Below are 25,730 nucleotides of genomic sequence, written 5' to 3'. Positions count from 1 at the left end.
AGCTGTACAAGCGATTTATTACATAGAGAAGCTGTGGAAGTAATGAATGGACGTCAGCTTCTGCGTATCCGCATCAATGAAAAGCTTTAATAAGGCTTCATCTCGCTCGAATACGATACCGTCCTCCGTCACATAATCGGGTTCCCCTAACGCATCCTTTACAGCATCTACTGTCGCTGCAACTTCACTTCCATCAATCAGCAGCGTTTTGGTATTCTCCGCCATTTCAACAGATTGTATGAACTCACCACTAAAGATGACATTCATATTCGGGTATTCATAGGTGATCAGATCGGTTAAATCCGGGTCCGCCGTTTTGCTTTTTGGTTTACCCAGCTTCTGAATCACAAGGCTTGGATCATCATAAAGCGTGATGCCGTTAACCGTTTGAAGCGTAAATTTTGGTTTTTTTGCCTTCACAACCGGTGTTGATTCTGCTGCATAGGTAACTTCCGTTACAGTAGAGGGAGATGCAGAAGCGATTACAATTTCATGAGTTGCTTCCTCAGCCTTTATCGCCTTCACTGGGCTTGAAGCCGTCACTGGCGAATATGTTGCGGTGACCTGTCCAATATCTCCCGTGTATGCGAATATACCTCCGATTAAACAACCAATAAGAATAAACGTCCTCATAATTATCTCCCTCCTATGCGGGATTGTCGAGCTTCCTTTTGCTTATACTTACATATAAACCGTTCGGATTGCTTTGAAACAGGTTAAACATTTATTTTTAAAATATAATGATATCTCCAAGCCGGAAATTTATTTGGTTTCAATCATGACTAAGCATATATCGTCCTTCTGGCTGACACTCGCATGCTCCGATAAAAACGCACTGACCATTTCTGCATGCTCACTCGCATCTTTTTTTATTAGCTGTGCGACAAGCCTATTAAGCTTATCCTCTTCTTTATCTCCAAGAGATTCACTTAATCCATCCGTATAAAGAACGATCTTCATATGATCCTCGTAAGAGATGCTGCCCTTTTGGATGTCTATATTTTCAAACAACCCAATCGCACAGCAGCCTGCAGTCAACAAGGTTGTCTCGTCGCCAATTAGCACTTTTCCCGGAGGATGTCCGGCATTTACATATTCAATGACCCGCTTATTCGTATCCAGCACTAAATAAATGGCGGTAAAATAATAATTTAGCAGTTCTTCCTTCTTATACAGCTGGTTCATATACCGATTCAGCTCGCGCATAACAAGACTTGGATCGGTAATATGCGTAATTGTATCCTTAAGCACCGAGGAGATATACATGCAAACCAGTGAAGAAGAAATGCCATGTCCCATCATATCCAGCAAAATAACGCCGTAACGATCCTCATCAATCGGGTACCATGCGTAAAAATCGCCCGCAAGCTCCGAAGAAGGCTGATATACAGCGCTTATCGCCACATGATCATCGTTGATCGGCTGGCTTAATACATTTCTTTGCACCTTCTTGGCTAACTCCAGCTTTGCTTTAATCTGCCTGTCTCTTTCTTTGTGCCAATCAATTTCTCGCTTGAGCCTTAAAGCAGATCGAATCCTTGCGAGCAGCTCCATCTTGTTGATCGGCTTCATCACGTAATCACTGGCACCGGCATCAAGCGCTTCCGCCATCTTGCTGGAATCGCCAAGCGCAGTAACAAAAATAATCGGTACATCCTTATAGCGCTCCACCTGCAATATTCGTTTGCAAGCTTCTAAGCCATCAATCTCCGGCATCATCATATCCATCAAAATCAAATCTACGTTTGATTCAGTCGATAACGTACAATCAATGTCCAGCATCGTATAAAGCTCTTTTGCCGAGGACGCGATTTTCAAATTTTTATAACCTTCTTTATTTAAAATAGCTTTAATAATAATCTGGTTAGTAGCATTATCATCTACAATTATAATACTCATATGCAGGCTCCTTTAGCTCCAATAACTACTACTTATATTCTGAGCGTAAGCGGTAGTAGAGTCAAATTTTTATAAGTAAAATTACCAAGCAGCATATTAACTTATAAGCTTACTTATAAAATTGAAACTTAGCTTTCTAATAAAGGGCCTACCCTCGCGGATAGGCCCTGATTGAATTCTTGGTAGTTGTGGAGCCTGTTGTTAACCCATGTATTGAGGGTAGTAGTATACGGCAGGGTCAAATTCTTCACCTGTATATTCTTTACCGCCCCATGCGATGACCAAGATTTTATCCTGATCCATCTCGCGCTCAAGACGCTGTGACTCTTGCTCCGAAATACCAAGTGATCTCATCTTCGCCCGCAGCTCATCTCCGGTCGAACGGAAAATGTTTGCGATCGCCGATCCTAGACCTTCCTCGGAAATGCCGATTTTCTCAGCGTCCGTGTTGTCAGCAATACGATTTGTCCGGTCCTTGTCATGCGTCAGTACAAAAATTTTGTCCTTCGCATAACCTTCCGTTTGAAATTTATAAACCTGCTCTTGCACCTCGACAGCGTTGTTTACCGTGTGTACCTTCGTATTGGATAAGTGATTCATAATAAATTCCTCCTCCGTTTTTGTTTGGAATCGTTTTGTTTAGATTAGTGTTGTTTTACTTTGTTAGATGAAGTTAACTGACTCGTCTTCTACCAACGATGAGGGAAACAATAAAGAGAATAACGAATACGACGAATAATATTTTTGCTATCCCGGCTAATGCGGAGGCAATGCCTAGAAATCCGAAAATGCCTGCGACAATGGCAAAGATGAAAAATAATAATGCCCATCCTAACATCGGAATCATCCTTCCTTTGAAGCTGTTTTTGTTGATTGGTTAATTTGTTAACTTGTCATGTTATTAACCAGCCTATTGACCTTTGAAACAACCCATTCTCAGACTTCCGAATTGAAAATAGGGCTATTAATGAAGTAATAAATAATCCGTTTTTTCAAATGTTTCAGAAGCTCTGGAATAGGTTAAGAGACTACACCAAAACAAATCGATAATAGAAAAGGCTGGTGATGATCGATGGAAAAGCAGCGTATACACGTTAATGGCATCGATTTAGTCTATGAAGAATGTGGCAGTAGTAAAGGAGACGTCATTGTATTGCTCCACGGCTTTTGCGGCTCATCTCAATACTGGCAAAAAATCTGTCCTGTATTAGGTGATCAATATCGCGTCATCATCCCTGATCTCCGCGGTCACGGCGGTTCATCTGCTCCTGAGGGCCCGTATACAATGGAGACTATGGCCGAGGATATTGCAGCACTTTTGGAAGCACTTGCAATTGAGAAGGTTGTTATGTTCGGTCATTCCTTGGGCGGTTATGTAACAGCTGCCTTTGCAGAAAAATATCCGGACAAGCTCGCAGGTTTTGCCCTTATCCATTCGACTGTGCTTCCCGACTCCGAGGTAACAAAGGAGAAACGTGATACAGATATTGAAGCGATTCACGAAAAAGGCATTTCAAAATACTTGTACAGCATCATTCCTAATCTATTTACCGATGATAAAGTCGGAGAAATGCGCGACGAGGTCAATCAGCTAATTGGAGTAGGTCAGGAGATGGAGGCACACGCTGCTATTGCTACATTAGAGGGGATGAAGATGCGTCCCGACCGCAGCCATGTGCTGGCTGAAGCCAAATACCCTATTTTGCTAGTAGCAGGCGCAGAGGATGGTGTCATTAAACCTAATGATACGTTCACGGTTACGAGTCTGGATCAACCAGAAACGACGTTCAAATACCCTCATATTCTGGAGACTACTTTTGAAAATGTCGGACATATGAGTCTTATGGAAGTATCCGATCAGCTAGCGAGAGTGATGTCGACGTATTTGAAAACGCTATTAGAGCGTGAGAAAACGAGAACTGAAGCAAAAACGGAAAATGCCGCAAGCAGCTAAGTTATCTTTTTTCACTACAAAATGTTTCATATTATGCTAAGCGGGGTAAATAAGAATAAGCAGGTAACCCCCTATCTACCTGCTACAAAATAACTGGAGGTGCTAGTTACTATGAGTAGTACGAATACTTCTTATCGAACGGGAGAAATTGTTAAGCATGCTGGGAACTACATTTCAGAGTCAGGCAAGAAAGATAAGCTCCAAAAGGGAGAAAAATTCCCTGCTTGTCCTATTAGCGGTAATGAAACAACTTGGAGTAATGCCGATTAGCGCAAAATAAACGTATGGAACCATATTGAAGGGCTGTCTCAGAAGTAGATCATCTACTTTTGGGGCAGCCCTTCTGGCATTTTAAATTTACGCTTACTCACTTGTATACTTGTATGGTAGTATGGTAGTGTGAAGATGAAAGGAATGAGCCGATGGATTACCATGTACGTCAACAGCCCCTATCCACTAGAGACTCCGTTTATATGCAGCTAAGAGAACAGATTTTGAAGCTGGAACTGCCGCCTGGAACAGCTCTTTCAGAGAATGAGACCTCCATTTTGTTCAAGGTCAGCCGTACTCCCGTAAGGGAAAGCTTCCTTAGACTCGCACAAGAGGGTCTTGTTCAAGTGCTTCCACAGCGGGGAACACTCGTTTCATTAATCGACACTGCACTCGTAGAGGAAGCAAGATTTATGCGAGAGCATCTAGAGAGGGCTGTCATTCGGTTAGCGTGCAGCGATTTTCCTGCGCCCTACCTTCTCAAGCTTCAGAACAACCTGCACCTTCAGCAGGAAAGCATTCACAACAAAGATAACCAAAGTATGTTTTCGCTTGACGAGGCTTTTCATCGCATCTTATTTGAAGGCTGCAGCAAGAGCAACACCTGGTCGAATATGCAGCAAATGAATGGGCATCTCAATCGAAGCCGTATGCTGCGTCTGGTGGATGATCTCCACTGGGAAAATCTTTATGCGCAGCATCGCATGATGGCAGAAGCTGTAGAAGCTCAAGATGCGGATACTGCTGAACGGCTCATGACGGAGCATCTTACTCAGAACATATCCGATCAGGCCGTGCTTAAGGAAAAGTATCCTCATTACTACAAATAAAACGGGAGGATTGATACGCATGAAAATGACTTTTAGATGGTTCGGAGAAGGCAACGATACGGTTCCCCTTAGCTATATTAAACAAATTCCTGGTACAGACGGTATCGTCTGGTCGCTTCATGATGTTGCGGCAGGAGAGGAATGGCCGCTGGAGCGAATTTTGGAGGTAAAGCAGCAAGCAGAGCAATACGGTTTGCATATCGATGTCGTTGAAAGCGTTAACGTGCACGAGGACATTAAGCTTGGTTTGCCTTCGCGTGATTTATACATAGACAATTATAAGAAAACAATTGAGAAGCTCGGCAGCGTTGGCGTTAAAGTTATTTGCTATAACTTCATGCCCATCTTCGATTGGCTGCGCACCGATTTGCACAAGCCGATGGGCAATGGTGCAACCGCTTTATTTTATGAAAATAGCCGAATAGCTGATGCCGATCCATTCCAATTTGTTGAAGAGATTAACGCGAACTCCGCGCTAACTATGCCGGGTTGGGAGCCTGAGCGGCTGCAGCATTTGACGAAGCTGTTTGAGGCTTATCAAGGCGTGACCGAAGAGCATCTATGGGAAAATCTTCGTTACTTCTTAAATGAAATTATACCTGTGGCAGCACGCAATGGCATTCGAATGGCCATTCATCCGGATGATCCGCCATGGTCTGTGTTCGGATTGCCGCGTATTATGACAGGACAGGAAAACTTCAGAACCTTCCTTAAGCTTTATGATAGTCCGTTTAACGGAATCACGCTTTGCAGCGGCTCGCTCGGCGCAAATCCTAGCAATGATATTATTTCTATGATTCATGAGTTTGCAGATCGTATCCCATTTGCCCATATCCGCAACGTCCGCGTGTATGAGAACGGAGACTTTATCGAGACGTCTCACCGTACAGAAGATGGAACCGTTGATATCGCAGGCATTGTGAGAGCTTATCACGAGGTGGGCTACACAGGATATGCAAGGCCTGATCATGGGCGTCATATTTTTGATGAGCAGTGCAGACCGGGATATGGCCTATACGATCGCGCGCTCGGCATTATGTATTTATGGGGGCTTTGGGACGCGTATCAGCTTGCAGCCGCTTCGACTGCAGGTTTGGAGGGCAAATCATGACACAGCTGCCTAAGCATGAGTCATTTGAAGGCAAGGTCGCTGTCATCACTGGCGGTGCTGGCGTACTTTGCCGAGTCATGGCGCTTGAGCTTGCTAGACAAGGTGCCAAAATCGCCATACTCAATCGCACCGCTGAGAAAGGGATTGCTGTGGCTGAGGAGATACAGGCTGCCGGCGGGATCGCCATCGCTGTCGCATGTGACGTCACCAACGCTGAAAGCACGAAAGCAGCGGCAGCGGCTGTGCTCGATAAGCTTGGTCCATGCGATATATTAATTAATGGTGCAGGCGGCAATCATCCTAGCGCGAATACGACGAACGAGACCTTTAAGCCAGAGCATCTTCACGCAGAAAATATAACGACGCTGTTTAATTTGAGCACTGAAGGATTCCGCAGTGTCATGGATCTCAACTTTATCGGCACACTTATTCCAACGCAAATCTTTACAGAACAAATGCTTGGCCGTCAGGGCGCAACAATCATAAATATTTCATCGATGAGCGCTCCATCGCCGATGACCAAAGTACCTGCCTATAGTGCAGCCAAAGCAGCTATCGTCAATTTCACGCAGTGGCTGGCCGTTCATCTAGCTGAATCCGGCATTCGAGTTAACGCTATTGCTCCCGGGTTTTTCCTGACTGAGCAAAACAGAAAGCTGCTATTGGACGAGGATGGTCATTTAACCGAACGCTCGGGCAAAATTATTTCCCATACTCCGATGCGCCGTTTCGGCAAACCCGAAGATTTGCTGGGCACTCTATTATGGCTCGCTGACGAGACAACGGCAGGTTTTGTCACTGGTACAACGATTCCAGTTGATGGCGGTTTTTTAGCGTATTCAGGTGTTTAGTTTTTCATAAAAAAGAGCAGGCTGCCTAATGGACTTATCGTCTGGGGCAGCCTGCTAATCTTTCTCCATACATTTACTTAGAAAATTCAGCTTAATCAAGGATATATTCAAGCGCTGGCATAAGCAAGGTCAAAAGCTGCTGCTGCTGTAAAATCCAGCTCCGTAAGGCCGCCATCATGCCATGTCGTCATTCGGAGCGTTACCATTTTATAATCGATAGCTATGAATGGATGGTGGTTCAGACGCTCGGATGCTTGCGCTACCTCGTTTACGAAAGCGATAGCGCTTGGAAAAGATTTAAAGCGATATTTTTTGATCATCCATTTACCATCCTCCCGCTTCCAGCCTTCACATGCCGCCAAGCTTTTTTCGATTTCGGGCTCCGTTAGCTTCATACATTCCCCACCTTCGTTTCATTATCGCCTTACACCTGTGTAAGGCCTATCTTATTTCATCATGTTATAGCAAGGAAAAGGATTGAACAAGTTTGGCCACACGAATTAATGAATATATTGCACATGCGAACCCCTGCTATTAATTTGAGAGAGCTGCAGCAAGAAAAACGCCGCCCAGGGAGCTGGACAGCGCTATTTATTAAGGCTTATGCTGTTAATTGGATGAACAATACTTGTGCCCCTTAACACTACAGCTTCGGGCAGTTGGTGCAGTATTCTTTGTCGCTTGTGACCTCATAATAGAAGCAGCAGGTTTTGCGAACCCGCATCGCCGTATTAGAAACGGATGAGCAGGTCGGTTCGACATAAAAGCGGCTTAGCGGATTTTGTTTTTCCCCAAATAAAGCACCAGGAGCCTGATGAATCACATACTGAAAGTCTGCTCGAGCTCGGGATTGCTCTTGCTGTTCACCTGTTAATCCAATTCGTTTCTCGTAGAGCGAGAATATACGAACCGCAACATTTTCCCATAATATCGGTTTTGGCACGTTCGCTGCTCTAGACATGACCGCAACTAATTTTCCTAAGTTCTCAGCAAAAAGAGCTTGCATAACTGTATTGCGCCAAACATGCCGCTCGCTGGCTTCAGGCATTGCAGCATCATTATCGGCAAGACTGACATGCTCCAGCCAAGAGTGGCCCGGTGACGATCCAAGAATACAATTACGTGCAGATAAATTCAGTCCCTTGTTGTAAACTGTCATGGCGTACAGCAGCGGTGCTGTAGTTAAAAAGGCGTACCTTTTAAAAAACTGCGATGCTGTGACCATCCTCGATGGGTACTGTAGAATGACGGTCAGCCTGTCCAAATAGTCGGTGCACATCTCCATGTCGAGCAAGTCCGAAGCTCTCACCGATCCGACGGAGCGAGTTCCATCATATTCACACAAGCCAAAATGTTGGCTCAAATAATCCCTCTCATCCTGCGCGAGCTGCGACTGCTTGTTCATACACAATCCCCCTCTGGCATTTTTCGTTCAAAAAGGATTTAATTGAGCGCCTCCGCGATCTGATCAACAATCAAATTGATGGCAATCGGTCCATAATAACCAATCCACTGCGCTGTGTTTTCCTCGTATACCCGATTTTCCTTAACCGCACTCATGCTTTTCCAGATCGATGTGTTTTGAAATTCAGTCGTTAGCTCCAAATTCGTTTCATCCTGAAGTAAAAATAAATGATCGGCAGCCAGTTCTGGGATAACTTCAAGAGAAATCATCATACTTGAGTCCTTACTGTTAACTGCCATTTTAGGTGGAGTCAGGCCTAGATCGTCGTACAAAATCTGTGAAGTGCGATGGGATGTCGTTTGGAGACGAATCATTTCATCTCTAGGCCTAATCAACGCAACCGTTTGTCCCTTCATTTTATCTGCCAATGCTGCTTTCAGATCGCTTATCTTTTGCTTGTAACCATCAACCAGCGCCTGCGCCTCTTGCGGCTTATTCAAGATTTGCCCAAATTTCAAAAGTACGGTCCGCCAGTCCTCATTGCGCTCTAGTGTGATCGTCGGTGCGATTTTAAGTAAATCTTCGTAAATATCATCATGGAATTCTGTTGCAATGATGAGATCCGGCTCTATCGCAATGATTCCTTCCAAATTCGGTTCTACATACGTGCCAAGTAACGGGATATTGCCCATCTTATCGCCCAGATAAGGAGGAAGTCCGTTGTCGGTTTCGGCTATTACGCTACCCGCCGGCTGAAAGCCCAGCGCCAGCATTTGATCCGCGTACTGGACGTCCAACACGACGATTTTCTTAGGTACACTCTCGAGAGTTAATTCACCCTTCAAATGTTTGATCGTGACTGGTGCTGCAAGGGCCGGTTCTGTTCCGGAGCCGCTGTTTGCGGACTCACCATTTTGGGCTTGAGGTTGATTCGTCGTTCCTCCCCCAGCATTGCTGCTGCCTTTATTTGAACTGTCTGAGCATGCGCCCAGAATCATAACCAAACTTACTATCAGGCTAATCATCCAAATCCATTTGATTTTTGAATACATATGTATAATCTCTCCCCTTTTTCTTGTTGAGAATGACAATCATCTTCACTTACAACACTATAACGACTCCCTCTCTTATCTTCAATGGATATTTGCGCCACTGCCCATGGATTGTAGCGACAAAAAAACACCGTTGCTCGAATACGTAGATTCGGATGCAACCGTGTTTATATAAGAAATGGAAATCGAAGCGCTAGTCATGCTTCACTATTTCCGTTATATCAAATTATTTGGCGTTTAAGAAAACCTCCGCCACTTGATCGACCACCTGGTTCATCGCGATTGGGCCGTAATAGGCAATCCATATGCTCGATTTGGCGTGGTAAACATGCTGCTGCTGCACGGCACGCAGATTTTTCCATGTCGCTGTGGTCTGAAGCTCTTCCGACCAAGCTTTATATTTGTTGTCGGTCAATACGAAATAATGGTCAACATCCAGCTCCGGCAGCCCTTCCAAAGCTATTAAAGAGCTGGTCCTTTTGCGGTCAACCGCTAGCTTCGGCGGTTGAAGCCCCAGATCGCTGTATAGAATGGCTGCCGTACGATGAGCGCTTGTGTGCAGCCTAATGATATTATCCCGCGGACGAATCATCATGACTGACTGTCCACGCAGCTTGTCTGCCAGTGCCAATTTTAGCCCGCTGATTTTGTGCTTATACTGCTGTAAGACCTGCTCTGCCTCAAGCTTCTTTCCCGTAATCCGCCCGATGGTTCGCAAGGTTTCTCTCCAATCGCGATTTCGCTCTAGCATGATGGTCGGTGCAATATGGGTGAGGCTTCTATAAATGTTTTGCTGGAACTCAGTGCAGATAATCAAATCGGGCTCTAAAGCACGCAAAGCTTCCAGATCGGGTTCAGCCATCGTTCCCAAGGCCTGAATCGAACGCTGCTTGTCTAATAGATACTCAGGAACGCTGCTATGATCCCCGTTTACGATGACGCTGCCCGCCGGCAGCTCACCTAGAGCCAGCATATGGTCCATAAACTGCGGGTCCAGCACAGCAATTTTCTGTGGCTGCCGCTGGAGCAGCAGCTCGCCTTTGAGATGAACAATCGTCCGCTGTGAGCGGCGGATAGCAGCATCCAGCGGATCTGATGCCGCCTTCTTTTCGCCGCTTTCCAATTCCAGCTTAGGTGCGAATAACTTACCATTCTCCGAATCATCAACTTTGAGATGATGCATCGTTTCTCGGTACATGCTTGGAGAAACGCCCGTATAACGCTTAAATAAACGGCTGAAATAATAGCTGTCCTCATAACCAACTGCTTCAGCAATATTTTTAAGCCCTATATTCGTACGAGACAGCAGCTCCTTGGCCTTGTCTATACGGATTTGCATCAGGTAGTCAATCGGTCCAAGAGACAACCGCTTATTGAACATCCGCTGCAATGTCCGAGAACTGCAATTCAATAGTGCAGCTAGTGTGTCTGCTGTAATCGGTTCGGCATAGTGTGCATCCATATATCTAGCAGCCTCAAGCACCACATCCGGTGAAGCCTGCTCCATCCGCCGGTGCTGCAATTGTCCCATCAGTTCGCAAATGAACTGATAAAATAACGACTTCACCTGCAGCTTCGCCATCGCTTCCGGCTGGTTCCATTCCTGCTCCATACGGGACAAGGACTGGAGCAGCGGAGCAGCAGGACTCGCCGCAAAACCATATTGGATTTCAAATGGTTCCGTGCTAGCCAGCAATTGAAGTAAGTCTTGGCTGCATGGCAGCGGTAGAGTAGCTGTATACTGAATCATATAATATTCTAAATGGTCGGTGATATCACAAATTGTAACAACTGCGCCTTTGCCGGCGTGGCATATATACCCACTCTCCAATTGATGCCCAGCCCCGTCCAGAAGGAGCCTAGCACGGCCATTTATTGTGTATAATAACGTACTCGACGTAAGCTGTGAGGTGTGTAAATTGCCGCCAATCGTAAGCTCGGCTCGCTGCACATCCCATATTTTCAGCGAAACAAGGTTCCACAGTATAAGGTGATTTTCCATATTCATAATATGATGTCAGCTCCTAAGTTTGTCGCCTCCGTACAATATGTGTGAATTATATCATGAACATCAGAATTTGAGATCAAACCTATCATTCAGACCATACTCCATCCGCATTTATTCTATAACGTAAATAGCCCGGCAGGTCGTAGAAGACCTACAGGGCTATTTTTCTTTGAATCATTATTCTACTTCATTGGATGTCCGCAACTCATAGAGTTCGGGTACATCACATTTAATCGTTGCAGCTATCGAAATCGCTACCTTAAGCGGCATGATTCGTTTGTTGTCGATATAGTCGCCGATCCTCTCGGGTCTCACCATCAGTGCATCTGCAAGCTGCGCCTGCGATAACCCGCGTTCGCTTAATCGCTGCTCCAGCAGGCAATCGCCCAATTCGTATTTCATCGTATTGCACCTCCATTTAACGGAACGCACAATACAAGTCTACCCAAGCAACCCTCTCTATACCCTCTCAAGACTTGTCATTATCACAACCTGAAAGGAAGGACTATTCATTTTAAAATTAATTAGCTATTCACTTTCTCTTTCGTATAGCGATTCGCCGGAATCTGTAAGCCGAGATTGCCGCGCAGCGTATCCGATTCATAATCAGTGCGATAAATGCCGCGCTCTTGGAGAATTGGAACAACCAGCTCAACAAAATCATTCAAGCCGCTTGGAATCGAAGAATGAATAATGAAGCCGTCTGCTGCTCCCTCTTCATGCCACTCCTCAATCAGATCTGCAATTTTCTCAGGCGTACCGATGAATTGCGGACGCGGAGTCGCGGATTGGAGCGCAACCTGGCGCAGCGTAAGATTTTTCTCTTTCGCTACTTTTTTAATTTTGTCCGTGCCGCTGCGGAAGCTGTTTTGACCGAGGTCACCAAGCTCTGGAAACTGCTCATCAAGCGGATATTGAGAGAAGTCATGATGCTCGAAGAAACGCCCTAAATAGTTCAAAGCATTCTCGATCGTCACTAACTCTGCGAGCTCTTGGTACTTGCGCTCAGCTTCCTCTTCCGTGCGTCCAATAATCGGACCAATGCCAGGAAGAATAACGATATCATCCACCGAACGGCCTTCAGCCACCGTACGATCCTTCACGTCTTTATAAAATGCTTTGGCATCTTCGATATTGTCATGGCCTGTGAATACCGCATCTGCTGCTTTGCCAGCCAGCTTCTTGCCGCTCTCAGAAGAGCCAGCTTGAAAAATAACCGGATGCCCTTGCTTCGAGCGAGCAATATTAAGCGGGCCTTGAACGGAGAAATACTCGCCTTTATGATCTAGACGGTGCAGCTTAGACGGATCAAAGAACACACCTGACTCTTTGTCTCTGACGAAAGCATCGTCCTCCCAAGAATCCCACAAGCCGCGTGTCACTTCCAAATACTCTTCGGCAATTTTGTAGCGCTCATCATGTGTCGGATGATCCGTTTTGCTGAAATTACTTGCCGAGCCCTCAAGCGGAGATGTAACGACATTCCATCCAGCACGACCGCCGCTAATATGATCTAAAGAACCAAATTGTCTTGCAACCGTAAACGGCTCACTATATGAGCTCGATAATGTGCCAACCAATCCAATTTTGGACGTAACAGCTGCCAGCGCGGACAATATCGTAATCGGCTCAAAGCGGTTTAAAAAATGCGGAATCGATTTTTCGTTTATATATAGACCATCAGCGATAAATACAAGATCAAACTTACCCGCTTCAGCAGTCTGTGCCTGCTCCGTATAAAATTTAAAGTTCACGCTCGCATCAGCCGGTACTTCCGGATGCCGCCATGCCGAGATATTGCCTCCCACACCATGAATCAATGCGCCAAACTTAAGTTGCTTGCGGTTCGCCATAATAAACAGCCTCCTAATGAACATAGTATGATTGATCTTCTGACAGCAAAAGCAGCAGTCCTGCTAAGTTAGCTGCAATAACGATGCTTCCTTTAATTGAAGCCGATAGCTCTTAACGAGCGTTTCCCCGTTCATTAAATCCTTATCGAATGCGCGCTCGAAGCCGAGGCGCTCGTACAGCCTTACAGCTGAATCCATCATGTCTGAAGTATGAAGATGCAGCGTCTCCGCTCCCCATTCCTTTGCAAGCTTTGCACTGGCACGGATAAGCTCCGTCGCTACGCCGAAGCCGCGTGCTGCCTGCGATACAGCGAGCAGGCGAATAATCGGTGAATGAATTTGAAGCTCCGGCCGTCCATAGGCCGCTTCAGAGGAATCAAACAAGAACACACTTCCAACGATCTTCCCGCCCAGCACCGCGACTAAACGCGCCTTCGTTGCTGCTCCTTCAACAGATTCCAATATGCTTTCTTTATATTGATTCCATGCCGCTTCAGACAGCACTTGCTCATATTGGCCATAAGCATCAATAAGTACTTCCCGTGTAGCATCTAGATCCTCAAGCTCAGCATTACGAATAATGACAGCTGTATCAGACATGCTTCTTCACCTGCTCTCCCTTTATATGATCACAATGGCTATACCTTAAAAAATGGCATTAATCTAATTGCGAGAGTCCAGCTCTCCCTGCTTGATTCGACGAATTTGACCTAAGTGACCTTGCACGTGCTTCACAAATGCCGGTACGATCACAGCTATTGATACGGGCTCACCTTTAAAGTTAATGCCGGTCTTGCTCCATTCTTCCTCAGTCAAACGATTAAACAACAGGCTGTTATATTGAACAAGTGAACGTGCAGCAAGCAAAATATCTTTAACATCGCCTTCATTTGCCCTTTGGCCAGACACCCAAGCATCCTGTTTAAAGGAAGGCAGCCTTGTCTCGGAGCCAGACAAGATTTCACGAATGCGAAAGGATACGATAATGCTGTGATCAACGAGATGAGCGAGCACCTCGGTCACACTCCATGACTCAGGGGCAGCCTTCCATTTCAGCTGGTGATCCGACAGCCCTTCCAATTCCTGCTCAATTTGATCATATACGTTCACAAATGCATGAATATCGACAATGGGTTCGCTCATTTAAAATCCTCCTCGTGAATAACAAAAGTAATAGCGTTATGCCCTGCTAAAACGATCAAGCTCGAATAATCTCAGATCATAGCCTGTATTCTTTTTTTGTATTTTGTCAGCCAAAATCTCGCCTACCACGCTCGCAAATTTAAAGCCATGACCGGAAAAACCGCCAGCAAGCAGCACATTATGATGCTCAGGATGAGCATCAATAATGAAATCCTCATCAGGCGTAAACTCGTATTTGCATACTGCACCCCGCAAAAGCTTGCCGGCCGCATCCGGAACAAAAGCGGCAAGCGCGCGGCGAAGATCCTCTTCATCTTCCGGATAAGCACCAAATGGAGCAATCGGCTCACCTGGCTGCCATTCCACGCCTGTATCGTGTCTGCCAATTTTAATTCCTGCGCCGCCAATGCTCGGAAAGCCGTAGTAGCCTCCCATCGCTCCTCCCCAAGTGAAACCGGGAAATACGCCTGCATCAAAAGCGGGTGAACGCGTTTCAAACCACCCAACTACTTTGCGAACTGCACGAATGGGAAGCTTAACATGCTTCGCGAGCATGCCAAACCATGCGCCGGCGGTAATAATGATTTGCTGTGCGGTATAAGCAGCTTCTTTCGTATGAACGGTGACGCTTGAAGCATTCGCCTGAATATCTGTAACGAAGCTGTTTACCAGAAGCTCCGCTCCGGCTGCTATAGCTTGCTGCTTATAAGCAGCTACACATTTTTCACTGTATAAGTAACCCGCATTCGGCTCGTACATCCCTTGGAAGGAGTCAGCTAATTGAACACCTGGAAAACGCCGATTAATTTCTTCCGCACGCAGCAGCTCCACTTGAACGCCATTCGCAATAGCATCGCCTAATCTGCCTTCATAATTGTAAAAGCTCGATTCTGCCATATTGAGCACGCCCGATCGCTCCAGCAGCTTTTCCCCCGTCGCTTTCTCGAGTGCCAGCCACCTCTCATCAGCACGAAGCGCCATCTTCACATAAGTATCGCCGCCATGATAGGCATGCCGGATTAGACGCGGCTCGCCGTGATGGCTTCCCATATTATGCGGCGGATCAAAAGCATCAATGAGCAGTACCCTTGCTCCGCGGGCTGCGAGCTCATAACCTGCGCTCATCCCCATAGAGCCTGCCCCAACGATGATCACGTCATATGATTTCGGAATGTTGTCGTCCTCCCAGCGTATTCTCGCTCGTCAGCTTTCGCAGAGCATCCACAGCAAGGGAAGCAAAAAAAGAAGCTGCAATCGGCAATGCTTTCTCATCTAAATCAAAGGCTGGATGATGCCATTCCTGTGAGCCGGCTGTGCCAAAAAACACAAACACCCCTTCGGTTTCCTTCAAATAAAACGCAAAATCCTCGCCTGCCGGAGAAGGCGTCGGCTTCACCACTGCAAGGCCAAGAGCATTCGCTGTTATCGAAGCTTGATCGGCCCATTTCTGATCATTGACAACTGCCGGCGGCCCTTCCAGCCACTTCACTTTCGCACTCGTTGCAAACGCCGATGCTACACCATTTACGACCTGATCAAAGCGCTCGCGCACTTTCGTGCGGACATGCTCTTCAAACGTACGCAGCGTACCGTCAAATACCGCTTTGTCCGAAATAATATTCCAAGCGGTTCCCGCATGAAGCCTTGTCACACTAACAACCGCACTGTCCAGCGCACTTACGCTGCGGCTTACGATCGATTGCAGCGCCGTAATCATATGCGCCGCGGTTACGATCGGATCAAGACCCGCTTCAGGTACTGCGGCATGACTGCCGCGACCTTCCACTTCAACGACAAAACCATCAGCTGCCGCCATGATCGGCCCGTCTGTAATACCAATCGTTCCAACTGGGAGATCCGGCTTGTTATGCATGCCGAATACCGCGCTCACGCCTTCCAAAGCTCCGCTTGCAATAAGCTTCTGAGCACCTTTTGCTTTTTCTTCCGCAGGCTGGAACAACAAGCGTACCGTTCCTTGCAGCTCCTGCTCCCTTTCCTTGAGCAAAAGCGCAGTTCCTATGATTGAGGCCGTGTGGAAATCATGACCGCAGGCATGCATTTTACCCGGATTTTTTGAAGCAAATGCAAGACCCGTCTCCTCCTGTATCGGCAGTGCGTCTATATCCGCGCGAACCGCGACAATCGGGCCGCCATGCAATCCACCAATCTCTGCAATGACACCGGTTTGAAGTCCATAATCAACAACTCGAATGCCCGCCTCCGTTAACCAACCGCGTATGGAAGCCGTCGTCTCGAACTCCTCATGAGAAAGCTCAGGATGCTGATGCAGCTGCCTTCGAATGGCTATCAACTTCTCCTCTATGAATTCAACTGAGAAATCGCTCATACCAATTCTCCTTCAAAGGCTTCCTTAAGCAGCTCGAAGGATCGTACACGCTTGGCGAAATCAGGAATAATCGTCGTAAAAATAAATTCATCCACGCCATACTGCTCCCCAATTTCAAGCAGCCGTTTGCGAACCGTCTCCTTGGTGCCCCGAGTAATATCGGCATCCCTTTCCTCCGCTGTAAACGCCTCTCCCGCCTGCCTAGCAAATTCCTTCGCTTGTTCCAGCGTGCCTACGTTTACTGTTTTGCCGCTTGCCAGTGTAACTCTCACATTTTTAAAATGACCTGCCAGCTCATTCGCTTCTTCTTCCGAATCGGACGCTATTACTGACAACGCTAGAATCGCTTTAGGCTCTCCGCCAAAGGATCGATTAAATTTATTCCGATACGTATTTATCGCCTTTTGAGCCGTATCTGGATCGTTATTAATGAATAATGCAAAAGCATACGGATAACCCTTCTCCGCAGCCAGCTCTGCGCTTGATAAGCTTGTGCCAAGCAAAAAAATGTCAGCAGGCTGCTTCGGTAGCGGACTTGCAACAAGCCCAGCCAGCGGATGCTCTTCGCCAGTCTTATCATGGAGCAGCTGCTCCAGCTCTGTCAGCTTCTCAGCTAAAGTATCGGCTTCCGCTACGCCCTTCTGCAAAGCTTTCGTAGAACGCGGCAATCCGCCTGGCGCTCGCCCGATGCCAAGTTCAACTCTTCCTGGCGCGAGTGAAGCAAGCACATTAAAATTTTCTGCCACTTTATAAGGGCTGTAATGCTGGAGCATTACGCCGCCTGAACCAATGCGAATGGATGATGTTTGAGCCAGCAAATAAGCAATAAGCACCTCTGGCGAGGACCCCGCCATCCCGAGAGAATCATGATGCTCAGATACCCAGAAGCGCTCGAAACCAAGCGTTTCTGCCAATTGCGCCAGCCTCACGGTATTCGCCAAGGCTTCAGCAGCAGTTTGACCGGGAAAAATTATACTTTGATCCAGAATGCCAATTTTGAGTGACATATTGATTCGCTCCTCTATGTGTTAGATGGAATAGACACCCTCAGGTGTGATCCGTTTCAAAAATTGTTTGGTTCGTTCTTCTTGTGGATTGGTGAAAATATCGTTAGGCCTGCCCTCTTCAACGATCGCTCCGCCATCCATAAAGACAACATGGCTGGCAACATCCTGCGCAAAGCTCATTTCATGGGTCACGATAATCATCGTGATGCCTTCTTTTGCGATTTTGCGAATTACGCTAAGCACCTCGCCAACCAGCTCTGGATCAAGCGCCGAAGTCGGCTCATCGAACAAAATAACTTCTGGATTCAGCGCCAGCGCGCGAGCGATGCCTACACGCTGCTGTTGTCCGCCAGACAGCTCGCTCGGATAGGCATGCAGCTTATTGCCAAGACCAACCTTTTCAAGCAGCTCCTCGCTTTTTTGCCGCGCCTCTTCCTTCGGAAGTTTCTTAACGATGAGGAGACCTTCCATTACATTTTCAATTGCCGTCTTATGCTTAAATAAATTATATTGCTGGAAAACCATTGCGCTTTTTTGCCGAAGCGTATGGATTCCTTTTTTATCGGGACGCTTGCAATTAACGGTGAAATCACCAATCGAAATTTGACCGTCGCTAGGCTTCTCTAAATAATTGATGCAGCGCAGCAGCGTTGTTTTCCCGGAGCCGCTTGGCCCGAGTATCGCAACGACCTCGCCTTTTTTGACTGTAAGATCGATTCCTTTGAGCACTTCATTGCGTCCAAAGCTCTTCCTAATTTGCGTCAGCTTAATCATGAGACACCGCCTCTGTTGTACAGGTTAAAGCGCTTCTCGGCTAACGCGGTCAGTCGCTCGATGAAAAAGGTTAATCCCCAGAAAATAAGAGCTGCGGCAAGGTAAGCCTCAAAAAACTTCCAGTTTGTTGAAGCAACGATTTGCGCTTTAGCATTAATGTCAACGACGGACACTGTAAAAGCAAGCGTTGATCCGTGCAGCATGCCAATTACCGAGTTCGATAAGTTAGGCAAGCTGGCAGCAAAGGCTTGGGGCAAAACAATTCTGCGCATCGCCTGCGAGGTCGTCATTCCAATCGAATACGCTGCTTCCATTTGTCCGCGGTTAACCGCAAGCATTCCCGATCTGACAACCTCGGACATGTATGCGCCAGCCGTAATCGAGAAAGAAATATAAGCGAATCCTATCATGGGAATCGAGACGGAACGGAACGATAAGCCTAACGCCTCAGCTATACCATCAACGATAATCGGCAAACCGAAATAAATAAGCAATAAATGCGTTAGCATAGGCGTTCCGCGGATGACGGTAACATAGGAAACGGCGATAGGATAAAGGACTGGAATCTTATAAAGTCTAATGACAGCTACAGATGTCCCAATGAGGAAGCCGCAAAAAACAGAAACGAACGTAATCGCCAATGCCGTCGGCACCGCGCTCAAAAGCTGAACAAACGCCGTCCATATGAATGCGAAATCAAGCTTCATTTTCCCTTCCTCCTCTGCCAAAGCCTATTCCGGCTGCAAACCGCCTTGATTTATCTTTTTTGATAAGAGGTTCTTTGTCTTCTACCGCGATGCGGCGCTCATGCTTCAATAACCTGCGTTCGATCAAATGGAACAGCTTCTCAAGCCCAAAGCTCAAAATAAAGTAGATAATCGCGAGCGAAACATACGTTTCGAGGAAATGCCTGGACATAACAGCCAGTGTCTGTGATTTTCCTGTTAATTCCATAATACCTAATGAAAAGGCGAGTGATGTATCCTTCAAATTTGCAATGACAAGATTAGAGAATACCGGCAATGCAATGGAAACGGCTTGAGGTAGTACAATTCGGGTAAAAGCTTGGAAACCCGTCATTCCTACCGCATAAGCTGCTTCAACCTGCCCCCGATCCACTGCCCCGACAGCCGCGCGAATCATCTCCGCTATATAGGCTCCGCTATGCAGCGCATAAGTAAGGATGACAAAATATAATGCCGGCACTTTAGCTACATCCAAATGAAAAAGCTTCAAAACCTCAGGCAAGCCGTAATAAAACAGAAATAGCTGAATGAGTATAGGCGTCCCTCTAAAAAAAGATAAATACACCTGCGAAAACCGTCTTAGAACCGGAATCTTATAAAGCTGGGGAAAGGCGACGATAAATCCGACGCCAACCCCAAGTACAATGGAACTCACCACAATAAGAAGAGTGACTTTCAAGGTAGGCAGCAGCTTTATTAGATACTCGAACACATAGCTGATATCAAAAGGTTCTCCCACCTTAGCCATCTCACCTTTCAATTGGGTTTATTTTTCTTGGGATGTAAAATCATCGCCCAGCCATTCTGAGCTAAGCTTAGCCAGCGCACCGTCTGCTTTCAGTTCTTTGATTACCACATCAACAGCATCAGAAAGCTTTTGCTGCTCCGGATCGTCCTTGCGGAACATGAACAAGATGTCTGCCTCGCTCAGTGCAGGTCCTACTGCTTTAAGCTCTTTCTTCGGATCAACTAACGATAAAGTAAAGTCAGCAGCGAGGAAGGCATCTACTCGGCCCGAGGTTACTTGCGATACGTTGTCGTTTGCACCGCCATTTTGATACACAAGCTCAAGCGCGTTTCCGTTTTCCTTATTGTAATTCTCAAGAATCGTTGCCGCTGCGCTTGTTGCCGTTGTTAGCACTTTTTTACCTTTTAGATCAGCCAACGTTTGAACTGAATTATTGTCCTTGTCTACGATGATCTTGTTTCTCCAGTGCGCATAAGGCTCTTTATTAAAGAGGTACTTCTGTACGCGTTCCGGATTTTGCTCCATCTCATGTGCAATCATATCAATTTTTTTCGTTTCCAAGCTTAACAGCAGGTTCGTAAATTCAAGCGTTTGAATGTCAAATTCATAATCTGGAAGACGTTTATCAATTTCTCTTACAAGCTCTACATCGAAACCAGTAAGCTTACCATTCTCATCTATAAAGCAAACTTTAGGGAATTGTGTTCCTGTGCCAACAACAATTTTTGTTACGGATTTGGAAGCCTCTCCGCTTCCTGTTTCCGCACTGCCGCCGGTGTTGTTTTTATTGCTTCCGCAGCCAGCAACTGTAAGGGCAAGGACGAGTGCAATCGATAAAACGAATCGTTTTTTCATTTTCTTTTTCCCCCAAATCATCAAATGTTTAAATCCTTATAATTCCTACCTGTTAAGTAAGGATTATGTTGAATTCACTTTACCACCGGACTACCAGCTTCGTCAATCCTCTAGCTTATAGAGATCTTCTATAAGAAAATCGAATAATCCAATGATGCTTTTATCAACAAAAAACGTCCGCTGCTTCAGTAGGAGCAGCGGACGAATGTGATTAAGTGCACTATTCATATCGGCTTAACTGTAATTATGAATGTACCATACCCTTCGCTTTTCGAATAATAGAGTTTTTGTATTACAGATTTATATTTGCTGATAAGCTTAGCTCCGCATCTGCTAATTGCTTGCCTATTTCGGTAATGGCATGTACAAATTCCAGATGCTCTCCATGATGCGAAATGAGGTTCGTCTGTAAAAAAATGCCTTCCGTCTCGGGGACGCGTATCGGATAAAGCTTCCCATCCTGCAGCTCCTGCTGGGCGCATAAGCCTGGAAGAAACGCGATGCCTGCTTTCTGAATGACAAGCTTTTTGGCCATCTCAGAATTATCCGTCTGAATTTGAATGTTCGGCGGCAGCTCCAAATTCTCGAATATACGATGAATACGAAGCCAATCCAATGAGCCGCATTCAAAAAAAACGAGCGGCTGCTCAGCGATCGCCTCAACCGTCAGCGTATCCGTTGTTAAGAACGGATGCCCATGATACACATGCAGCCGTATTGGATCTTCATAGAATTTGGTCGACTGCAGATTAGGATGATTCACCTTGCGAACAAAGCCAATATCTACTTCCTTGCTCAGCACTTTATTCACAATCTCATCCGTGGTGCTTGTGACGATTTTATAGTGAGTGTGTGGGAATTTCTGCTTTAAGCGAGGTAATAAGTCAGGAATAATATAATTGGAGACAGACACGGTACAGCCAATTCGGAACTCGTTCGGCAAAGACTTCTTCTGATTAATATGCTGCTTGCCCTTCTGATAGATGAGCAGCAGCTGCTGGGCATAAGGGAGAAATCGTTTACCGTCTTCCGTTATTTGAATCTGTTTGCCATTTCGATCGAACAGCTTGCAATCGAGCTCCTGCTCAAGGGACTTAATTCTTGCTGTTACAGAAGGCTGAGACAAATACAACGCGTCAGCTGCTTTATTAAAGCTTCCACAATGGATGACATAGACAAATGCTTCTATATTCTCAATGTTGATTTGACACACCTCCACTCACTTAAATCCAACTAAACCAATACGAATATATATAATTAAAGTAACAAACTAAGGAGTTCATGTCAATCGAGCAAAAAAAAGGGTTGCCCCCAAAGTAGATAAACCTACCTGAGTAGCACCCCTTCTTCATTACATTCGTTTCGACCTAACGAGGGATTGTATTGTTGTCCGCATACCCGCTATCGCCGCGGTTGCCTTTCTTAAATAATTTGCGCAGATAAGGAAGGGCAAAGTAATCAATACCGAATTTACCTGCGTTCGTGCCAGCGATGAATACAATAATTCCGATCAGCAGCATCCAAGGGTTAGTCGATACCGTACCAGCAAACATAAACATGAAGTTCATTAATAATCCGAAGAATGCTGCAGCTGTCGTAAGTGCGCCAACGATAAGTCCAAGCCCTACCAAACATTCACCAACGGGAATGAGAAAGTTAATGATGCCTGCATTCGGAAGAGCAACATGTTCTAGAAATGCAGTGAACGTCGGATAAACTAATTCGTTTGTCGCTTTATCCATGACAGGGTTGCCGATAGCTCCTTTTAAAAATCCACTGGCATCAAATCCGCCAAGCTTATGCCAACCAGCGCTCAGCCATTGCCATCCCAAGTACACCCGCAGTACAAGCATTAAGCCCGCTGCATATTTGTTTTCGCTTAGCCATTTGGTTACCATGACGATCAGCTCCTCTTATTTTTGTCTAAACCGAGATCGTTTCAATCAGTTCCTTCAGCTTGTTTGCCGAACGGTGCAGCAGCGCTTTTTCTTCCTCTGTAATCGGAATGTCCAGCACCTCTCTTACTCCATTGCGATCAACGACGCACGGAACACCCATGTATACATCCGATATGCCGTGGTAGTTTTCTACTAACGTGGATACATTGAGTACAGCCGACTCATTGGACAGTATCGCAGTTACAATGCGATCCAGTGCTAACGCAATAGCGTAATAAGTGGCACCTTTCGCTTCTATGATTTCGTAGGCTGCATCTCTCGTATGCGTAAAGATGTCTGACTTTTCTTCCTCGCTAAGCGAGATGGACGAACCAGCTACGTTTGCCAAGCTCCATAATGGAAGCTCGGAATCCCCATGCTCCCCAATGATATGGGCATGTACGCTGCGCGGGTCAAGCTGCAATCGCTCGCCGATCAGGTAGCGGAAACGAGCACTATCGAGCAATGTGCCTGAACCGATTACACGGTGAGTTGGCCAGCCCGACTTTTTCTGGCAGAAGTAACTCATAATATCTACCGGATTCGTCGCGATTAATAGAATGCCGTCATCATTGTATTTCAATACTTCGGATACGATGCTTTCATAGATGGCAATGTTGCGCTTTAATAGATTCAGCCTTGGCTCCCCAGGCTTCTGTGCTGCTCCAGCTGTAATGATGACGATATCCGCATCCTTACAGTCCTCATAAGTGCCTGCCCATACTTTAGTCTGACCAAGGAATGGCATCCCGTGATTCATATCAAGCGCATCCCCAACTGCTTTGCCTGCATTCGCATCTATTAACACAAGCTCATCCATCCGGCTGCGAAGCAGCAGCGTATAGGCTGTTGTGGATCCTACTGCTCCTACACCAATTACGACAACTTTTGATTTTTTCATTGTTATTCCACCTCTTCAAATGGTTTGTTTACGAAATAATACATAACGCCCATAAGGACGGAGCCACCGATTAAATTACCTAGTGTTACAGGTACAAGATTATGAATCATGCCTTCGAGTGAAATGGTTCCCGGATGATTCAGCACAAGCGCAATGGCAAAGGTGCAAAGATTAGCGATGCTGTGCTCGTAGCCTGAAATAAAGAAGCAGAATACGAATAGCATCATAGCAAACAATTTCGGCCCATCTCCGCGCAGTGACATCGGAACAAAAAACGCTAAGCAGACCAGCCAGTTACACAATACACCTCGGAAAAACAATTCCCATACCGGAGCGTGAAGCTTCTTCTCTACGACACTGAGTAAAAATCCATTAACGGATGCATCGCTGAACAATCCGGTTGCCCATATGAGAAGGGCGAAAGCAACTGCACCTAGAAAGTTGCCTGCGTAGCTTGCACACCATAGCTTTACAACGTTTAGCCAGCGCATTTTGCCTCTAAGAGCTGCAAAGGTGAAATAGAAGGTGTTTCCTGTAAAAAGATCTCCTCCGCCATATGCGATTAGAATGATTGCTGCACCAAACGTTATCGCCGCCATGGGATAGGTTAGCGGACTATGTGACTCATAGAAAAAGCTGCCTGTCTTAAACGCTACGATTACGCCAAATCCGATAAACATACTCGCTAACATGGCTCGCAATATATATCTCAGCTTGCTTGTCAGAAACACCTTTTGCTTCTTCAAAGCAAGCTGTTCAACCCTTCTCAAAGGAGCATGCTCCATATGAAATCCTCCTAATGTGTGGTGTTAATCGTTAATGCTGTGCTCGCTTTCGTTTGCTACACCTTTAGTTTAGGGGATTCTCTTCCATTTGTATGTCGGGGAACTCCCTGAACTATAGCTAAGGGTTTCTATGCGAAAGCTGCTTAGCAAATAGGGAGGTTCCCCGATGTGGCCTCCATGATCATTCTTTTATAATAGAAATAAGTGATCGGCAAATGAGAGGATGGCGGTAAACAAAGTGGACATACAGGCATCTTTAAATGAGGATAACAAGGAGAATACAGAAAACGGAGTACCACATGATAAAGACAAGGCAGCTGGTCATCGTCATAACAGCAAATGCTGCAATTGCTCAAAAAGCTCATGCCAGGACAAAACTGAAGCAGAATCGCCTCTTGATAAGTAGCAAATAAGCGCCAACACGCAAAAAAGGAGCAGCTCCTTAAGGTTTATGACCTATTGGAGCTGCTCCTTTTTTGTTGTCCTGCTATGCCATGTGGTTATTCCACAACCATTTTAATTTCTTCATACTTCTCGTCAAAAGAAATGCGAAGCGTCTTATTATCCAAATACCACAGATTATCATCTTCTATAAAATAGGTAATACCTTCTACGACATCACGAAGTCCCGCTGTCTTGGGCTCATCCTTCATAATGCCAAGTGAAAGTCCTGGATGAACGCTGCCGCAGCCGCCCAGGCGAACGTAAATACGAATCGCTTCACCATCGGAAAGACCCATTTCTTTTTTGTACCAGCGAGCTGCTGGTTGTTCCACTATTAAATTCATCTCGGTCAGCTCCTTCCGCTACATGCTCTACTCCATCATCACGAAATCGCTTAGCGGTGTCAACCCTTACGTACCAAACCATCATCAAAAAAGCCGCACATCTTCATATAAGAAGGAAAGGGTTATATATTCCCATACTTTTTGAGCGCAAACTCAATTCCGTCCTCGCTCGACTTTTTGGTAACAAAATCAGCTGCTTGGTGCGTAATCGTTCCATCTACATCGAAAAAAACAATTTTGTAATCCATAAGCATCTCTCCCTTGCTTTACTTTATTGAGATCTAGCAATAAATTACATAATAAAAAGACTGCCCATTCTGATATGCTCCCCAAATAGTAGACAGGTGAAATAATAAAAAACCTGTTGCTATGAGGGGAGCATTTTCATGTCTAAAGTTAAATATTCCGCATCAGAGAAACTTACCATAATCGGAGAGATCGAAAGTGGTGAACTTGGCTCTATGGC

At 45.9% G+C, this 25,730-nt stretch carries 30 protein-coding genes; 5 read left to right on the top strand and 25 right to left on the bottom strand.

The genetic code is table 11. The annotated features are described in order from the left end of the window. Positions 1-18: 18 nt before the first annotated feature. The 4 genes from AC1DOV_RS32345 to AC1DOV_RS32330 form a co-directional block, all read right to left on the bottom strand. On the bottom strand, positions 19-633 hold the full coding sequence (locus AC1DOV_RS32345; RefSeq protein ID WP_475443853.1) for a hypothetical protein: 615 nt from the start codon (positions 631-633) through the stop codon (positions 19-21). A 129-nt stretch (positions 634-762) separates the two neighbouring features. Next, the gene (locus tag AC1DOV_RS32340; protein WP_477551972.1) at positions 763-1,899 is read right to left on the bottom strand and encodes a SpoIIE family protein phosphatase; all 1,137 of its coding nucleotides are present in this window, start codon (positions 1,897-1,899) and stop codon (positions 763-765) included. A 201-nt stretch (positions 1,900-2,100) separates the two neighbouring features. Continuing rightward, positions 2,101-2,499 carry a YflT domain-containing protein gene (locus AC1DOV_RS32335; protein ID WP_076269060.1) on the bottom strand — a complete coding sequence of 133 codons (399 nt, stop codon included), beginning with the start codon at positions 2,497-2,499 and terminating at the stop codon, positions 2,101-2,103. A 73-nt stretch (positions 2,500-2,572) separates the two neighbouring features. Beyond that, the gene (locus tag AC1DOV_RS32330; protein ID WP_076269061.1) at positions 2,573-2,737 is read right to left on the bottom strand and encodes a DUF1328 domain-containing protein; all 165 of its coding nucleotides are present in this window, start codon (positions 2,735-2,737) and stop codon (positions 2,573-2,575) included. Between the two features lie 234 nt (positions 2,738-2,971). On the opposite strand from AC1DOV_RS32330, the gene AC1DOV_RS32325 reads away from it, so the two are divergent. The 5 genes from AC1DOV_RS32325 to AC1DOV_RS32305 all read left to right on the top strand — a co-directional run bounded on the left by AC1DOV_RS32325 (position 2,972) and on the right by AC1DOV_RS32305 (position 6,915). After that, the gene (locus tag AC1DOV_RS32325) at positions 2,972-3,853 is read left to right on the top strand and encodes an alpha/beta fold hydrolase (protein ID WP_430059548.1); all 882 of its coding nucleotides are present in this window, start codon (positions 2,972-2,974) and stop codon (positions 3,851-3,853) included. A gap of 111 nt (positions 3,854-3,964) precedes the next feature. Then, entirely contained in the window at positions 3,965-4,123 is a 159-nt protein-coding gene (locus tag AC1DOV_RS32320; RefSeq protein ID WP_179089827.1) for a hypothetical protein, read from the top strand. Positions 4,124-4,275: 152 nt separating this feature from the next. After that, on the top strand, positions 4,276-4,953 hold the full coding sequence (locus AC1DOV_RS32315) for a GntR family transcriptional regulator (RefSeq protein WP_477551971.1): 678 nt from the start codon (positions 4,276-4,278) through the stop codon (positions 4,951-4,953). 19 nt (positions 4,954-4,972) lie between these two features. Further along, the gene (gene uxuA / locus AC1DOV_RS32310) at positions 4,973-6,064 is read left to right on the top strand and encodes a mannonate dehydratase (protein WP_477551970.1); all 1,092 of its coding nucleotides are present in this window, start codon (positions 4,973-4,975) and stop codon (positions 6,062-6,064) included. After that, entirely contained in the window at positions 6,061-6,915 is an 855-nt protein-coding gene (locus tag AC1DOV_RS32305; RefSeq protein WP_477551969.1) for an SDR family oxidoreductase, read from the top strand. The genes uxuA and AC1DOV_RS32305 overlap by 4 nt, the downstream gene beginning before the upstream one ends. Positions 6,916-7,022: 107 nt before the next feature. Here AC1DOV_RS32305 and AC1DOV_RS32300 read toward each other — a convergent pair whose 3' ends face one another. The 21 genes from AC1DOV_RS32300 to AC1DOV_RS32200 all read right to left on the bottom strand — a co-directional run bounded on the left by AC1DOV_RS32300 (position 7,023) and on the right by AC1DOV_RS32200 (position 25,512). Then, positions 7,023-7,310 (bottom strand): 4a-hydroxytetrahydrobiopterin dehydratase, encoded by a 288-nt coding sequence (locus AC1DOV_RS32300; protein WP_477551968.1) that lies wholly within the window; start codon positions 7,308-7,310, stop codon positions 7,023-7,025. A gap of 248 nt (positions 7,311-7,558) precedes the next feature. Further along, positions 7,559-8,320 (bottom strand): IucA/IucC family C-terminal-domain containing protein, encoded by a 762-nt coding sequence (locus AC1DOV_RS32295; protein ID WP_477551967.1) that lies wholly within the window; start codon positions 8,318-8,320, stop codon positions 7,559-7,561. A gap of 38 nt (positions 8,321-8,358) precedes the next feature. Further along, the gene (locus AC1DOV_RS32290) at positions 8,359-9,372 is read right to left on the bottom strand and encodes an ABC transporter substrate-binding protein (RefSeq protein WP_477551966.1); all 1,014 of its coding nucleotides are present in this window, start codon (positions 9,370-9,372) and stop codon (positions 8,359-8,361) included. Between the two features lie 226 nt (positions 9,373-9,598). Beyond that, positions 9,599-11,380, bottom strand: coding sequence for an ABC transporter substrate-binding protein (locus AC1DOV_RS32285; protein WP_477551965.1), 1,782 nt, complete (start codon positions 11,378-11,380; stop codon positions 9,599-9,601). 177 nt (positions 11,381-11,557) lie between these two features. Further along, the gene (locus AC1DOV_RS32280) at positions 11,558-11,782 is read right to left on the bottom strand and encodes a helix-turn-helix domain-containing protein (protein WP_441883733.1); all 225 of its coding nucleotides are present in this window, start codon (positions 11,780-11,782) and stop codon (positions 11,558-11,560) included. A 122-nt stretch (positions 11,783-11,904) separates the two neighbouring features. Continuing rightward, entirely contained in the window at positions 11,905-13,233 is a 1,329-nt protein-coding gene (locus AC1DOV_RS32275) for an LLM class flavin-dependent oxidoreductase (protein WP_076269071.1), read from the bottom strand. 63 nt (positions 13,234-13,296) lie between these two features. Continuing rightward, on the bottom strand, positions 13,297-13,833 hold the full coding sequence (locus tag AC1DOV_RS32270; protein WP_477551964.1) for a GNAT family N-acetyltransferase: 537 nt from the start codon (positions 13,831-13,833) through the stop codon (positions 13,297-13,299). Positions 13,834-13,896: 63 nt separating this feature from the next. Beyond that, positions 13,897-14,376 (bottom strand): DinB family protein, encoded by a 480-nt coding sequence (locus AC1DOV_RS32265; RefSeq protein ID WP_076269073.1) that lies wholly within the window; start codon positions 14,374-14,376, stop codon positions 13,897-13,899. Positions 14,377-14,412: 36 nt separating this feature from the next. Further along, positions 14,413-15,549: an N-methyl-L-tryptophan oxidase gene (solA, locus tag AC1DOV_RS32260; protein ID WP_477510711.1), complete on the bottom strand. Its 1,137-nt coding sequence runs from the start codon at positions 15,547-15,549 to the stop codon at positions 14,413-14,415. Then, complete coding sequence (locus tag AC1DOV_RS32255; RefSeq protein ID WP_477551963.1) at positions 15,533-16,723, bottom strand: amidohydrolase; 1,191 nt, start codon at positions 16,721-16,723, stop codon at positions 15,533-15,535. The genes solA and AC1DOV_RS32255 overlap by 17 nt, the downstream gene beginning before the upstream one ends. After that, positions 16,720-17,730, bottom strand: a complete 1,011-nt coding sequence (locus AC1DOV_RS32250; protein WP_477551962.1) for an LLM class flavin-dependent oxidoreductase — start codon at positions 17,728-17,730, stop codon at positions 16,720-16,722. Before AC1DOV_RS32250 ends, AC1DOV_RS32255 begins: the two co-directional genes overlap by 4 nt. Positions 17,731-17,751: 21 nt before the next feature. Next, complete coding sequence (locus AC1DOV_RS32245) at positions 17,752-18,504, bottom strand: amino acid ABC transporter ATP-binding protein (RefSeq protein WP_477551961.1); 753 nt, start codon at positions 18,502-18,504, stop codon at positions 17,752-17,754. Then, positions 18,501-19,211 carry an amino acid ABC transporter permease gene (locus tag AC1DOV_RS32240; protein WP_477551960.1) on the bottom strand — a complete coding sequence of 237 codons (711 nt, stop codon included), beginning with the start codon at positions 19,209-19,211 and terminating at the stop codon, positions 18,501-18,503. Before AC1DOV_RS32240 ends, AC1DOV_RS32245 begins: the two co-directional genes overlap by 4 nt. Continuing rightward, positions 19,201-19,989 (bottom strand): amino acid ABC transporter permease, encoded by a 789-nt coding sequence (locus AC1DOV_RS32235; RefSeq protein WP_076269078.1) that lies wholly within the window; start codon positions 19,987-19,989, stop codon positions 19,201-19,203. Before AC1DOV_RS32235 ends, AC1DOV_RS32240 begins: the two co-directional genes overlap by 11 nt. Before the next feature lie 27 nt (positions 19,990-20,016). Then, positions 20,017-20,853: a transporter substrate-binding domain-containing protein gene (locus tag AC1DOV_RS32230; RefSeq protein ID WP_477551959.1), complete on the bottom strand. Its 837-nt coding sequence runs from the start codon at positions 20,851-20,853 to the stop codon at positions 20,017-20,019. Between the two features lie 292 nt (positions 20,854-21,145). Then, the gene (locus AC1DOV_RS32225; RefSeq protein ID WP_477551980.1) at positions 21,146-22,057 is read right to left on the bottom strand and encodes a LysR family transcriptional regulator; all 912 of its coding nucleotides are present in this window, start codon (positions 22,055-22,057) and stop codon (positions 21,146-21,148) included. Between the two features lie 163 nt (positions 22,058-22,220). Further along, on the bottom strand, positions 22,221-22,751 hold the full coding sequence (locus AC1DOV_RS32220; RefSeq protein ID WP_477551958.1) for a DoxX family protein: 531 nt from the start codon (positions 22,749-22,751) through the stop codon (positions 22,221-22,223). A gap of 25 nt (positions 22,752-22,776) precedes the next feature. Continuing rightward, entirely contained in the window at positions 22,777-23,691 is a 915-nt protein-coding gene (locus AC1DOV_RS32215; protein ID WP_430059526.1) for an L-lactate dehydrogenase, read from the bottom strand. A 2-nt stretch (positions 23,692-23,693) separates the two neighbouring features. Next, positions 23,694-24,476 (bottom strand): formate/nitrite transporter family protein, encoded by a 783-nt coding sequence (locus AC1DOV_RS32210; RefSeq protein ID WP_076269082.1) that lies wholly within the window; start codon positions 24,474-24,476, stop codon positions 23,694-23,696. Positions 24,477-24,976: 500 nt separating this feature from the next. Beyond that, the gene (locus AC1DOV_RS32205) at positions 24,977-25,264 is read right to left on the bottom strand and encodes a HesB/YadR/YfhF family protein (protein WP_076269083.1); all 288 of its coding nucleotides are present in this window, start codon (positions 25,262-25,264) and stop codon (positions 24,977-24,979) included. A 122-nt stretch (positions 25,265-25,386) separates the two neighbouring features. Next, entirely contained in the window at positions 25,387-25,512 is a 126-nt protein-coding gene (locus tag AC1DOV_RS32200; RefSeq protein ID WP_477551957.1) for a hypothetical protein, read from the bottom strand. Positions 25,513-25,730: the final 218 nt, after the last annotated feature.

This window comes from Paenibacillus sp. 01T47 (assembly GCF_056398245.1).
This window is presented reverse-complemented; position numbering and strand designations above follow the sequence as displayed.